Source organism: Pantoea sp. X-Soil-YNGN-775, from assembly GCF_059730575.1.
The window spans coordinates 401253-414769 of the sequence record NZ_AP035946.1 but is presented as its reverse complement, the minus strand read 5'-3'; the positions used below and the strand labels follow the sequence as shown (position 1 = coordinate 414769).

Here is a 13517-nt window from a genome sequence, read left to right as displayed (position 1 = left end):
CCTGTGTGTTCAGGCCGCGCTCAGGTTTTGCCTGCGTTAAGCAGTAACAATCCAGTTTCAGGACAATCCAGTTTCAGGACAATCCAGTTATCGCGTTTTAGCGTGCTTCTTTTCTCACCCGCTCGATATGAAGGGTGAGGAACATAATTTCTTCTGCAGTCAGCTCGCGCTGATAGCTTTTTTGCAGGTGCTGCGCCAGTTTTTCGGCACATTTCCAGGCTTTGGCGTAGTTATCTTTCACTGCCTGATGAAGTGAGATATCGTCATTCTGCACCACGGTACGTGTCAGCATTCGCTGAGCAAAAAACTTCAGGTGAGTGACAAAGCGCTGTTAGCTCAGCGACTCTTCATCGTATTCAATCTGTAACTGATATTTCACCAGCTGCAGGATCTCCTGCAGCACCCGCGTGACGTGCATCACTTCTGGCATTTCGCTGTTGAGCTGCGCCGTGACCAGATGTAAGGCGATGAAGCCGGCTTCATCTTCGGGCAGCTGGACGTTCAGGCGCTGAGCGATAATGGCCCGCGCCTCCTGCCCCAGTTCAAACTCTTTCGGGTAGAGCCGTTTAATCTCCCATAGCAGCACATTTTTTATGGTCAGGCCTTTATGCTGCCGTTCAATCGCAAAATGGCAGTGGTCAGTGAGGGTGATATACAGGCTCTCCTGCAAGATCCCCAGCCGCTGGGTGGCAAGCTGAATGATGCGATCGCAGGTGGTCATCACCTCCAGCGGAATTTGCTTTAACAGATCCCCCAGCCGATGCATCAGTTCATCGCTTTGCAGCGCAAAAACCTTCTCAACGCGCGCCTGATCAAGCGTATCGCCGACGCGCTGCTGAAAGGCCAGCCCGCGCCCCATAACAACCTGCTCGCCGCCGTGTTTATCCTGAACAACCACCACATTATTATTAAGAATTTTGGCGATTTTCATTGGAACCCCAGAAACAAAAAAACCTGACCTCCGGCAGAAGCCAGAAAATCAGGTTTTGCCTGCCGAAGCAGTAACAATCCAGTGGCGCTACTGTAGCAGTTTCAATCGCAGCCTCAATCAGTTACGAAAAGAAACGTGATACAGATCGTTGTTGGTGACGTGATTTGCAGCAAGGCGCGATCAAAAATATAACCCGCTACGGGTTTACCGCGAAACGCCTTAAATGCAGGCATAACGGCGTACGCTATGTATAGGTGGCAATTTCAGAATAACGCTTTTTCAACGCAAAGCGGTGTAAGCAACGGTCGTTTCAGGCAGGGATTTTGGGTAGGGATGGCAAGCAAGCGGCATAAGGTGAGCATCGGTGCAAGAGACAGCCAAAACAATAACGCCGGAAGGATCGCTTCCGGCGTAAATCGGATCAGGCTGCTTTTACCGCACGGACTTTTTTACTGCCCGACTCTTCAGCCTTGTCATCGGCGCTGTCTGATGCCGTCTCAGACTGACGGGTTGCTGCGGCAACCGGCTCAGGCAGTTTGCTGGTGCGCAGAATATGCTGCACGGCATCTTTCTGCTCGGCGATCAGCAGGCCCAGAGTTTCCGCCTGCGTCTCATCCAGTGCGGGTTGATGCTGTAACAGCCAGTCGGTGAAGGCTTCGGCCATATCGAGCATTTTGTCGTAGGCATCGGCCTCTTTCTTATTGGCAAACGTCATCTTCTCTTCACCCTTTCTGACGACTACAAATTTTGTTTCGACAGCCATGTTTTTGCCCTCTGATACTGTGTATACATACAGTATATCACGACGATGATGCTTTGCCAGCAGAGAATAGAGTTTATCGGTTATCCCCGGCATAACCTTAACCGGGCACAAACTTTACCTACTCTGTCGGGGAAGGCGCGTTGCCGGCTACACCAGCAGCGCCTCAAGAAAATCGGCCAGCGCTTTGCGTGGGTCATCCTCTTCCGAGACGATCATCTCGATCCCCCACTGCCCCAGCACCTCTTTTGCTACCGGATTATTGCGGTTGGTAAACAGATACGATTTCGGCCGCGCCGTCGCCAGCCCGGTGCGGCCCCACATTTTTGTCAGCCGGTAAAACAGCAGCCGAATATTGAAATCGCTGATGCTGTAGCCGACAAACAGCACCGAGTTGCCCATCACGTCATGGGTCAGTTTGATGTCGAGCGGCGAATCGAAATAGAGTCGTTCAAAGTAGCTGCTTTCATCCAGCACAATAGAGGTGTCATCATCGAAATCGCCGTGCAGCTTAATAATGTGGCGTTTATCTTCGGTCAGCGACACCAGATCGGCGGCGTTAGCCACTTTGTAATACGGGACGCCATGCGCATCGTGCGCCGCTTCCAGCCAGCGATCGTAATTGGTGGTATAGATGCGGGAAAAGTTGCCCTGAGTGATCATGGTGTGGATTTCTGAGGTCCGGACATCAATATCCGGTCGATGCCATTCGCGGTCCATCCAGCTTCGCAGCGGGCCGAGCGAACCTTTCTTCTGTTTGTAATATTCCGCCAGCGACAGATGGGTGCCATAGGTGTTGAAGATTTTCGGATCGTAACCCAGCTCATTGGCGAGATGGGCAATCAGCTCATGCCACTCCGGCAAGCCGAGATTGCGTGAGATGCCCGCGCCGGCAAACAGAATCAGCTTACCGGAATCATAAGCACGTTTAAGTTCAGGTTTCATGCGACTCCCCGAGCCGTTTTCAAAAAAGTGGCGAAGCGATCGAGCGCGATGCGCCGCATCGAAATCTCATTCTTGAGTTCACCCATTTCGGCAAATGTCTGATCGTAACCTTGCGGGATAAAGACGCAATCCCACTGAAAGCCGCGTGTCCCGGCCGGTTCCGCGGCGATGGTACCGCGCAGCTCACCGGAAAACTGATACATTTTGCGGCCATCGCAGTAGCCCAGCACGGTTTTAGCCGTCACGGCCTGGCTGTCGAGCCCCTGAACCAGGGCGGTAAAACGCTCCGCATCCAGCCGGTTCCAGAAGATGCGGGTCAGCCCGGCCGGCAGCCCGTTCAGGCCATCCAGATAGAGTCCGGTATGCTCAACGAACAGCGGTCGTCCAATCAGTGAAAAGGCCTTGGTCAGCTTATCGCGCACCAGGTCGAGTTCGTTTTCAGTCTGAATTTCTTCGATACGACGGGAGATAGGCAATACTTCGACCCCGACAGGTTCGAGGATTTTGCGCACCTCCGCCAGCTTTTGCTCATTGGCAGAAAGGAATCTGATTTTCATGGGGCTTCCAGGTTAATTGCTCCACCGCGCGCTGAATCGACAGGCGGGCAGGATAGATCACTAACGCTGGAGAGTGTAGCGCAATTATGTGGTCCGCAGCCGTGATGGTCGTTTTGCCACGGGGGAAGAACCGGCAGAATAAACGGCGCCGAAGCGCCAGAGCAGGATCAGTACTGAATACCGGGGGGATTCACCGTAGAGTGGGCGATGGCTTCATCCTGTTCGCCCCAGCGCGTCAGCACCTGCTGATACTGACCGCCGCTGATGGTGCCATCAATGGCGGCCTGCAGTGCGGGTGCCAGCCCGTTGCCCTTTTTGGTGGTGACGGCGACCCAGGCGCGAAACGGCCCGCTGCCAACCAGTTTCGTTTGTCCGCGTGACGCCGCCTTCCACGCTGCCATCGAGTGCGGCCCGAACATCGCATCGGCACGTCCCGACAGCAGGGAAAGCGTGGCCGAGGCGTCATCGGTCAGATAGATCGGTGTGACTGCCGGCAACCCTTTGGCCTGGTTTTGCCGATCCCAGCTCAGCAGGATTCGCTCCTGATTGGTGCCGGACGCCACGATGATGCGTTTACCGGCGATATCGGCGGGCGCATTGATCGCGCTGATTTTACTGTCGATCTTCACCACGAAAGCGTGATTATCGGCGCGATAGGTGGCGAAATCGTACTTCTTTTTGCGCTCTTCGGTCACGGCGATGTTAAACATCGCCACATCGTAGCGGCCGGCGGTGATCCCCAGCGGCCAGTCCTCCCACGATGCCGGTACCAGCTTCAGTTTTAATCCCAGACTGTCGGCCAGCAGCCGGGCAATATCGGGATCGCTGCCGATCCGCGAGACATTATCCGACGCCAGCAGCGACAGCGGCGGCGAGTTGGTGGCGGAAGTCGCCACCGTCAGGGTGCCTGGCTCAATAAAAGTAAAGTTTGGCGGAATTTTGGCGATCGCCGCCGGATTGGCGGGCGCATGAATCGGCGTTTCATTCTGCCGGATGTCGGGTTGTTCAGCGGCGAAAGTGGCCAGCGGCGACAGCAGCAGCAATGACAGAGGGCTCAGCTTCATCGTCACCCTCACAGCACGCGCGCCAGAAAGCGCCGGGTTCGCTCATGGCGCGGATTGTTCAGCACCTGGCTGGTACTGCCCTGTTCTACGATTCTGCCGTCGACCATAAACACCACGTTATCAGCCACTTCACGGGCAAAGCCAATCTCGTGGGTAACGATCACCAGCGTGGTGCCGGAGCGCGCCAGTTTTTTGATCACGTCGAGCACCTCGCCGACCAGTTCCGGATCGAGCGCCGAAGTGGGTTCGTCAAACAGCATCACTCGTGGATTTAGCATCAGCGCCCGGGCAATGGCGATACGCTGCTGCTGGCCGCCTGACAGATGGCGCGGCCAGGCGTCAGCTTTATGCCGCAGACCGACAATATCCAGCAGCTCACCGGCGCGCTCAATCGCCGCCGCTTTGGTGAGTTGTCGATGGGCAATCGGTGCCTCAATCAGGTTATCCAGCACGCTGAGGTGCGGGAACAGATTAAAATTCTGAAACACATAGCCGACGTTGATGCGCTGACGCAGGATCGCCTGCTCTTTCAGTTCGTAGAGTTTATCGCCGCGCTGCTGATAGCCGATGTAATCACCGTCAATCTGGATAAACCCTTCATCCACCCGCTCCAGATGATTGATGGTGCGCAACAGGGTCGATTTGCCGGAGCCGGAAGGACCGAGGATCACCGTTACCGATCCCGGATCCAGCGACAGTGACACTGCATCCAGCGCTTTGTGTTTGCCAAAACTTTTACTGACGCCGGTAATGCTGATGGCTCCGGTGGTGTGTGATGTGCGGTAATCAATGGCTTCGGACATGGCTGATCTCCTCGGTTGGATTGAGAGGCGTGACGCGGTTGCGCCACTGCCGCCAGCGCGACGGCTGCGGTTCGCGGGTCACACTGCGGGCCAGCCAGCGTTCAACGCTGTGCTGAATCACCGACAGCACGGTGGTGATAATCAGATACCAGGCGGCGCCGACCATCAGCAGCGGGATCACTTCCTGGTTGCGGTTGTAGATCATCTGGATGGTGTAAAACAGTTCCGGCATCGCCAGCACGTATACCATCGCGGTGCCTTTCGCCAGGCTGATGATCTCGTTAAAGGCGGTGGGAATGATGGCGCGTAACGCCTGCGGCAGAATGATGCGGAAGGTGCGGCGGGTTGCCGACAGTCCCAGTGCGGAGGCCGCTTCGACCTGACCGTGATCGACCCCCAGAATCCCGCCGCGAATGATCTCCGCGCTGTAGGCCGCCTGCACCAGGGTTAAGCCAATCACCGCCGCCGGAAACTGGCCGAGCACGTTAATGGTCTGAAACGCGCCCCACGACAGCGATGTAAACGGGATGCCAATCGACAGGGTGTCGTAGAGATAGGAGAAGTTGTACAGGATGATCAGCACCACAATCAGCGGCAGTGAACGGAACAGCCAGATATAACCCCACGCCAGAGTGCTCAGCAGCCACGACGAGGAGAGGCGCGCCAGCGCCAGCAGACCGCCAAAAATCAGGCTGAACACCGTCCCCAGCAGCGTCAGCAACAGCGTCTGACCCAGACCATGCAGGATCACCGGATCGAAGAACCAGCGGGCAAACACGCCCCATTCCCAGCGCGGATTAAACGCCACCGACTGGATCACCCCCGCCAGAATAAACAGGGCGACGATCGCCCCGACGGTACGGGCCGGGTAACGCGCCGGCACCACCTGCAGATGTTGATGCTTGCTCATTGTCCCTCCTTAACTCGCCTGTGCGACGTCCGGCACGCCAATCACTTTAATAAAACGCAGCCGGCCATCGTGCGGCGGCTGACCATAACGTTCCAGATCCCCGCTCAGATCAAACTGCGGCTGATAGCCATGGCCGGTGTAAAGCCGCACCGCCTCCGGCTGGCGGAACCCGGTGGTGAGAAACAGCCGCTGATAGCCGGCCCGCAGCGCACGCCGCTCCAGCTCTTGCAACACCACCAGCGCCAGCCCCTGACGGCGCAGATCGCTGCGGGTCCAGATGCGTTTCAGTTCCGCCGTCTGCGGGTCATAAGGCTTATAGGCTCCCATCGCGATGATCTCGCCGTCACGCTCCAGCACAATGAACAATCCCTGCGGCGGCAGATACCACTCGGTCAGCTCCTGCTCCTTATGGCGGGCAAAATAGTCGCCGTAGCGGGCGGCATATTCGCCAAACAGGCTGGTCAGAATCGGTTGCAGTTCCGCCGCCTCGGGCGAAACTTCACGAAAAATGGCTTCACTCATCGTCTGCTCCTTAATCGCCCAGTCCGGCCGGGTTAATTTCGGAACGCTCGATCCGCTCCACCCCTTCGCCCCAGCGGTTCAGCACCTGCTGGTAGTCGCCGTTTTTCATTACGCCGTTCAGCGCGGTGCTGATCGGTTCAGCCAGGCCGCTGCCCTTTTTCACCGTCACTGCGATGTGGGCCGCTTTCGGCCAGCCACCATCGACGCTGCCGACCAGCCGGGTTTTGCCGTTAAGCGCCGCTTTCCATGCGCCAATCACGTTGGGGCCAAAATAGGCGTCGGCCCGTCCGGCCTGCAGCGCCAGCGTCTGGGCGGCATCATCTTTGGTATAAATCGGCGTAAACGGCTTCAGGCCTTTCGCCTGATTCTGTTTATCCCACGCCAGCAGGATCGCTTCCTGATTGGTGCCGGAGCCGACGATAATGCGCAGTCCGGCAATATCCTCCGCTTTGGTCAGCGCGGTGATCGGGCTGTTGGTTTTGACGTAAAAGCCAAGTGAGTCTTTGCGATAGGTAGCGAAATCGAACTTCTCTTTACGTTCTTTGGTGACGGTGATGTTAGAGATCGCGGCATCATATTTGCCGGAGGCGACACCCAGCGGCCAGTCTTCCCATGAGGTCGGCACCACATTGAGCTTCAGGCCGAGGCTGTCGGCCACCAGACGGGCGATATCAACTTCGCTGCCGAGCAGGGTTTTGTTGTCATCGGAGAACACCGTCAGCGGCGGAGAGTTCTGCGCCGCCACCGCCACGGTAAATGAACCCGGCACCGCAAAGCGATGACCGGCCGGCAGCTGCGCCACCGCCTGCGGGTTTTTGCTACTGTGAATCGGCGTTTTATTGGCGTCGAGGCTGACCCGCTGGCCGTTGTACGCCACGCTGGTGCCGTCCGCCAGGGCGCTGCCGCTGGCTACCAGAATAATCAGGGCGATGAGTCTTTTATTTTTTTGCATAGCACAGGCTCTTATTGTGAAGTGAACTGATTGACCGGCAGCGTCAGGTCAAAACTGTCGCGCAGGGTGTTACCGGGATAGTCGCGACGGGTCAGGCCGCGCGCCTGCAAAATCGGCACTACGCGGTCAACAAACCGTTCGAAGGTATCCGGGGTGCCGCCGTTGATAATGAAGCCATCGGTGGCGTCGGTTTCGAACCAAAGCTGCAGACCGTCTGCCACCTCTTCCGGCGTACCGTGGAACAGGGGACGGGGCGTTGCCGCCTCCAGTGCTGCCTGACGCAGGGTGTGTCCCTGTTCACGTGCTTTACGTTTGATCTCATCGGTGGTGCTGCGGAAACTGTTCTGCCCGATGTCACCGATATCAGGAAAGGGCTGATCGAGCGGATACTGTGAGAAGTCGTGATGGTCGAAGAAGCGGCCAAGGTAGTTGAGTGCATCGCTAATCGACACCAGCGCGGCGGTAGTCTGGTACTGACGCTCCACGTCGTCGGCGTCGTCACCGACAATCACGCTCACGCCCTGGAAGATGTGGAGATCCTCTGGCTGACGGCCGTTCGCCACCAGCTGCTGTTTAACGTCACGGTAAAAGGCCTGCGCCTCTTCGCGGGTTGGCTGGTGGGTGAAGATGGCATCGGCATGGCGGGCGGCCAGCTTTTTGCCGTCCTCTGACGCCCCGGCCTGGAAGATAATCGGACGGCCCTGCGGCGTGCGCGAGATGTTAAGCGGGCCCTGAACCTGGAAGAAATCACCGTGATGATTCAGGGTATGCAGCTTAGCCGGATCGAAAAACTGGCCGCTCTGCTTGTCGCGCACAAAAGCATCCTGCTCCCACGAATCCCACAGGCCTTTCACCACCTGCAGATACTCATCGGCGATGCGATAGCGTAAGGCGTGCTCCGGATGCTGCTGACGCGAGAAGTTTTTAGCCGAGCCTTCCAGCGGCGAAGTCACCACGTTCCAGCCGGCGCGGCCACCGCTGAGATGATCGAGGCTGGCAAACTGGCGCGCCACGGTAAAGGGTTCACTGTAGGAGGTTGAAACGGTGCCAACCAGCCCGAGATGCTCGGTGACGCCCGCCAGCGCCGACAGCAGCGTCAGCGGTTCAAAGCGGTTGAGAAAGTGCGGAATCGACTTTTCGTTGATGTATAAACCATCGGCGACAAACAGAAAGTCGAGCTTGCCCTGCTCCGCTTTGCGGGCGATCTTTCTGGCGTAATCAAAGCTGATGCTGGCATCGGCCTGGGCCGCCGGATGACGCCAGGCAGACATGTTCCCGGACGCGCCGTGCAGAATAGTACCCAGCCGAAGTTGTCTTGTGCTCATGATGCTCTCTCTTTTTTAGTCATAGCGCTGCCTGAACGGCGGTCGTCACGACAGCCGCAAGGGAATGTCAGCAGATAGATAATGAAATCAGGTCAGAATGGCTTCCCGACATCGCGCATTGAGCTGTTGCAGCGCCAGTTGGGCCAGTTGAGCGAAGTAGTCTGCCGCAGGGGCGATCAGCGCTTCATCCGGATTGAAGCTGGCGTGGTGCAGGCCATAATCGCTGGCACTGCCGATGCTGACGAATACGCCAGGCACCTGTTGCAGATAGAAGGCAAAGTCCTCACCCAGCAGATGCAGTCCGGCTGGCTGCACCCGGTAACCGAGCTGTTGCGCCACCTCGCTGCTGAAGTGCGCCCAGTCATCATCATTGACCAGCACCGGCGGACCCGGATGCCAGCTCAGCATCGCGTCTGCACCACTGGCCTGGGCAAAGTTTTCCACCAGCGTGCGCACCCGCTGTTCCAGTTCGGCCCGCAGCTGGAGATCGTGGGTTCGGGCGGTGCCGCCGAACTCGACGCCACCAGGCAGGACATTCCAGGTTTTGCCGCCATCAATCCGGGTAATGCTCAGTACCAGACTGTCGAGCGCGCTGAAGCTGCGGCTGGTGAGTCCCTGTAATGCCTGAATGATCTGGCTGGCGACCACTATACTGTCGACACCCTGTTCCGGGTGGGCAGCATGCGAGCCTTTGCCGGTCACGCGAACAATGAATTTGTCGGCGTTGGCGTAGAACGCGCCACCGCGGGTAGCGAACGTCCCGACCGGCAGCGTTGGTTCGTTGTGCATGCCAAAAATGGCCTGCACCTGGTCGAGTACGCCAGCGTCGATAAACTGACGCGCGCCGCGGGCGATCTCTTCGGCGGGCTGAAACAGAATGCGTACCCGCCCCGCCAGTTGCGGCTCAATCGCCCGGAGCTGCAGCGCCGCACCTAACATTACGGCGCTGTGCAGATCGTGGCCGCAGGCATGCATGACGCCAGGATGACGGGAATGAAACCGTACGCCACTCGCCTCGTGAATCGGCAATGCATCAATATCAGCACGCAGGGCGATCACCGTTTCACCCTGTCCAATTTCCGCCACCACGCCGGTTTCAAGCGGGTAATCAAGCAGCCGGATGCCGGCCTCCTGCAGCCAGCGGCGCAGCCGTGCCGTGGTTGCAAACTCCTGACCCGACAGCTCCGGCCAGGTGTGCAGCTCGCGCCGCCATTCAATCAGTTGTAATGCATTCGGCTTCATGATGATTCTCCGCTGAAGGACGATCAGGCTGCGACCAGATGATGCGTTGCCAGCAGGGCCAGCGAATGGTGACGCGCAACCGGTTCGCTGATCGGCGTATCAATAATGAACTCATCGATACCAAAGTTATGGTGCAGCGCATCCAGCTGGGCATGAACCTGCGCTGCGGTGCCTTTCAGCAGCGACGGGGTGCGCGGCTCAATCAGGTAATCAACATACCCGCCCTGGCGCACATACCGTTCGGCCTGTTCGAGGCTGGCGACGTTGACGGCGGGACCATTTTTTACCGCGACGTGGTAGTGACGGAGGTTGGCCACCAGCAGATCGGCACCCGCCGGTGAATCGGCCACCACCACCTGCACCGCCACCAGCGCGCGCTGACCGTTGCTGAGGCTGGAGTAAGTGGCGAGCACCTGCTCCAGCAGCTGACGGTCACCGTTCAGATGCGCCGCGAACACCAGCTGCCAGCCGAGACTGGCGGCCAGTCGGGCGCTCTCTTCACTGGCACCCAGCAGAAAACGGTTCACCGGCCGGGACGGCAGCGGCGTCGCCTGCAAACGTTCATCGTCATCGGCGCTGCTGTGGCTGTCGGGTTTTAGCCAGCTATCCAGCAGCTGCAGCTGTTCGGCAAAGCTGCCCTTCTCTGACGGCTGCACACCCAGCTGAAGCGCACGGGTAGAAAGGGGTAATCCGCCTGGCGCCTTGCCGATCCCTAAATCGATACGGCCCGGTGCCAGTGACGCCAGCAGATTAAAGTTTTCCGCCACCTTATAAGGACTGTAATGCTGGAGCATCACCCCGCCCGAACCGACGCGGATATGCCGGGTCTGGGCAATGATCCACGCAATCAACAGTTCCGGTGACGGGCTGGCCAGCTGTGCGGTGTTGTGGTGTTCCGCCAGCCAGAAGCGGTGATAGCCCCACTGTTCAGCCAACTGCGCCAGTTGCAGGGTGCGCTGCAATGCTGCGCCTGGCGATTCCCCTTCAGCAACGGGCGCTTTGTCTAACAGACTTAATCGATATGCCATTCACCTGATCCTTATTATTTCGGTTGCTGGCCAGTGTGGAGCGAGGCTTATATTTGGTAAAACATCATATTGTTTTAACTATTTTTACTTTATTCATATCAGTGCCAGGCAGGATAATGAATTGATGTGAAAACAATCTTAAAAACAGAAAGTTATGAATTTTATTGAATTATTCAGTTATTGATAAACTGACTATTGCCGGCATAAAGCAAAATTATCAGCAATGGATTGCAGAAAAGTGTCTTAAGCAGTCAACAAAGCCAACGCTCAATAAAAGATCGCTTTATCGACACATAAAACCCGCGGCTAAATAGGCTGATGCCGGAAAGTCGCCTGAAATATCCCGCTATTTTTTTATAACCTCCGCTTTCGCCGTTGAGATTTAAAAGCGAGGTTGTGGTGCGGTGCAGAGAATTAACTGTGCTGGCGAGCGGGTGAAGGCGAAGCCGAAAAGTCAGTCAGCCGTCTGGTGATTAAGTCACCCTATCAGTATCCGGCTAAAGACGCTTCGGGCCTCAGTTAACCGAAACCGGCTGACGGCGTCCAGGTTAAAAAGCAGTTCAAAACCGCCCCTCCCATAGCAGAATTTTCCGCCTGCCCTCCAGCGCCAGAGCGGATAAAAGTGATCTTAATCACATTATCCACATTAGAAACATTTACAAATAAATTCCCGTCACAAAAATATTGAATGATAATGATTAACATTTACAATCCACGCATAACAAATTTCAGCGATATACGCTGATTTATCCACAAATAAACTACGGAATTTCATAATTTACAGATAGAAACGCTATCCCGCTGCGTAAGCAGGGTTTTTATCTGGTTAGTTAACTTAATGTTTACTGGAGCTGTTGAGCTGACGCCCACACTGACGGTTATACGCCGGCAGGGTTTACTGGTTAAGCACAGGAACTCAACATGGTATTACGCTCATCTGTTCAATCGGCATCGCAGGTGCCGGATTTGGCTCCCGTCAGCGCTCCCGCCGCGTCACTGTTCAACGATAGGCAACTGGCAGCCTGGTCGCGGCAGACGCAGGAGGTGCTGGCACTGATGACCCGTACGGTAAGCGGCGTGGAGAAACCGTTCAGCGGCATTCTTCCTCATGAACTGGCGGCTGAGTTCAGCGACGTGGATTTAGATCGCCCACTTGGCAGTAACGACGCCGCGCTGGCGGAGCTGAATCAGCTCTATCTGCGTGATGCAGTCTGGTTTCACCATCCTAAATATCTGGCGCACCTCAACTGTCCGGTAGTGCTTCCCTCGCTGATGGCCGAGCAGATCATGGCGGCGGTCAACAGTTCGGTGGATACCTGGGACCAGAGCGCCGGCGGTACGCTGATCGAGCAAAAGGTGATTGACTGGACGCTGGGCCGCATCGGCCTGCCCGCCGGATCAGATGGTATTTTTACCAGCGGCGGCACCCAATCCAACCTGATGGCGATGTTGCTGGCACGTGATAGCTGGTGCGCAGCCCATCATGCCGGTCATCTGATCAAGCAACGCGGCCTGCCGGAGAGCGCCTCAAAATGGCGAGTCTTCACTTCAAAACTGAGCCATTTCAGCATTCAGAAATCGATGGCAATTCTGGGACTGGGCTATGACGCGGTGATCCCGGTCGATCATGATGCGCATTACCGGATGGATGTGCAGCGACTGCAGCAGGAAATTACGCGCTGTTACGATCAGGGACTGATTCCGATTGCGGTCGTCGCCACCAGCGGCACCACCGATTTTGGCAGCATCGACCCGTTGCCTGATATCGCCCGCCTCTGCCAGCGTTACGGCCTGTGGATGCACGTTGATGCTGCTTACGGCTGTGGCCTGCTGGTTTCAGAACAACATCATGCTCGTCTGAGCGGTATTGAACTGGCGGATTCTGTCACCGTTGACTATCACAAATCCTTCTTCCAGACCGTCAGCTGTGGCGCGTTTTTGGTGCGCGACAGCCAGAATCTGAAGCATGTCACGCACCACGCCGATTACCTCAACCCGCTCAGCGCCCAGCAGGAAGGCACGCCAAACCTGGTGAACAAAAGTATTCAGACCACCCGCCGCTTCGATGCGCTGAAGATGTGGCTGACGCTGCGCGTGATGGGACCGGCGGCGCTGGGTCAGGCTTTCGATAGCCTGCTGCAACTGACCCAAATCGCGCATCGGTTGTTAAGCGCGCATCCGGCCATTGAGGTGCTGCATGCGCCAGAGCTGACCACGCAGATTTTCCGCTATCTTCCACGGCCGGGCATCAGTGAAAGCCAGATCGATGAGGTTAACGCGGCGATCCGCAAAGCGCTGTTTCGATCGGGCAATGCGGTGATTGCCGGAACCAAAGTTGATGGCCGGCAGTATCTGAAATTCACCCTGCTGAACCCCTCCACCACTGCCGCCGATATTGAAGACGTTATCGGCCTGATTGCGCATTATGGCCGCGAGCATCTGCGGGCGTCTGCGCTGCAAGCAGCCAATCAGTGAGAG

Annotated in this window: 13 protein-coding genes and 1 pseudogene; 1 reads left to right on the top strand and 13 read right to left on the bottom strand. The window is 56.9% G+C overall.

Going from position 1 to position 13517, the window contains the following annotated elements:
• Nucleotides 1–97 precede the first annotated feature (97 nt).
• The 13 genes and pseudogenes from licT to AC6I8I_RS21790 form a co-directional block, all read right to left on the bottom strand.
• Nucleotides 98–931, bottom strand: a pseudogene (licT, locus tag AC6I8I_RS21850) (BglG family transcription antiterminator LicT).
• Between the two features lie 421 nt (nucleotides 932–1352).
• Complete coding sequence (locus AC6I8I_RS21845) at nucleotides 1353–1694, bottom strand: YebG family protein (protein ID WP_312054090.1); 342 nt, start codon at nucleotides 1692–1694, stop codon at nucleotides 1353–1355.
• A gap of 147 nt (nucleotides 1695–1841) precedes the next feature.
• Complete coding sequence (locus AC6I8I_RS21840) at nucleotides 1842–2636, bottom strand: SIR2 family protein (protein WP_031377692.1); 795 nt, start codon at nucleotides 2634–2636, stop codon at nucleotides 1842–1844.
• Nucleotides 2633–3193: a non-canonical purine NTP pyrophosphatase gene (locus AC6I8I_RS21835; protein WP_312054085.1), complete on the bottom strand. Its 561-nt coding sequence runs from the start codon at nucleotides 3191–3193 to the stop codon at nucleotides 2633–2635. The genes AC6I8I_RS21840 and AC6I8I_RS21835 overlap by 4 nt, the downstream gene beginning before the upstream one ends.
• Before the next feature lie 167 nt (nucleotides 3194–3360).
• The gene (locus AC6I8I_RS21830) at nucleotides 3361–4257 is read right to left on the bottom strand and encodes an ABC transporter substrate-binding protein (RefSeq protein WP_312054084.1); all 897 of its coding nucleotides are present in this window, start codon (nucleotides 4255–4257) and stop codon (nucleotides 3361–3363) included.
• Between the two features lie 8 nt (nucleotides 4258–4265).
• On the bottom strand, nucleotides 4266–5060 hold the full coding sequence (locus tag AC6I8I_RS21825) for an amino acid ABC transporter ATP-binding protein (protein ID WP_312054082.1): 795 nt from the start codon (nucleotides 5058–5060) through the stop codon (nucleotides 4266–4268).
• Nucleotides 5044–5970, bottom strand: a complete 927-nt coding sequence (locus AC6I8I_RS21820; RefSeq protein ID WP_497828699.1) for an amino acid ABC transporter permease — start codon at nucleotides 5968–5970, stop codon at nucleotides 5044–5046. The genes AC6I8I_RS21825 and AC6I8I_RS21820 overlap by 17 nt, the downstream gene beginning before the upstream one ends.
• A gap of 9 nt (nucleotides 5971–5979) precedes the next feature.
• Nucleotides 5980–6492, bottom strand: a complete 513-nt coding sequence (locus AC6I8I_RS21815; protein WP_312054080.1) for a GNAT family N-acetyltransferase — start codon at nucleotides 6490–6492, stop codon at nucleotides 5980–5982.
• A 10-nt stretch (nucleotides 6493–6502) separates the two neighbouring features.
• Nucleotides 6503–7444, bottom strand: coding sequence for an ABC transporter substrate-binding protein (locus AC6I8I_RS21810; protein ID WP_497828698.1), 942 nt, complete (start codon nucleotides 7442–7444; stop codon nucleotides 6503–6505).
• Nucleotides 7445–7455: 11 nt separating this feature from the next.
• Entirely contained in the window at nucleotides 7456–8769 is a 1314-nt protein-coding gene (locus AC6I8I_RS21805) for an LLM class flavin-dependent oxidoreductase (protein ID WP_069729313.1), read from the bottom strand.
• 87 nt (nucleotides 8770–8856) lie between these two features.
• The gene (locus AC6I8I_RS21800) at nucleotides 8857–10011 is read right to left on the bottom strand and encodes an amidohydrolase (protein ID WP_497828697.1); all 1155 of its coding nucleotides are present in this window, start codon (nucleotides 10009–10011) and stop codon (nucleotides 8857–8859) included.
• A 23-nt stretch (nucleotides 10012–10034) separates the two neighbouring features.
• Nucleotides 10035–11039 carry an MsnO8 family LLM class oxidoreductase gene (locus AC6I8I_RS21795; RefSeq protein WP_312054075.1) on the bottom strand — a complete coding sequence of 335 codons (1005 nt, stop codon included), beginning with the start codon at nucleotides 11037–11039 and terminating at the stop codon, nucleotides 10035–10037.
• Nucleotides 11040–11558: 519 nt separating this feature from the next.
• A complete protein-coding gene (locus AC6I8I_RS21790; protein WP_312054074.1) occupies nucleotides 11559–11744 on the bottom strand; it encodes a hypothetical protein in 186 nt (61 codons plus the stop codon).
• Nucleotides 11745–11960: 216 nt separating this feature from the next.
• Between AC6I8I_RS21790 and AC6I8I_RS21785 the strand changes: the two genes are divergently transcribed.
• Nucleotides 11961–13514 (top strand): pyridoxal phosphate-dependent decarboxylase family protein, encoded by a 1554-nt coding sequence (locus AC6I8I_RS21785; RefSeq protein ID WP_312757462.1) that lies wholly within the window; start codon nucleotides 11961–11963, stop codon nucleotides 13512–13514.
• Nucleotides 13515–13517: the final 3 nt, after the last annotated feature.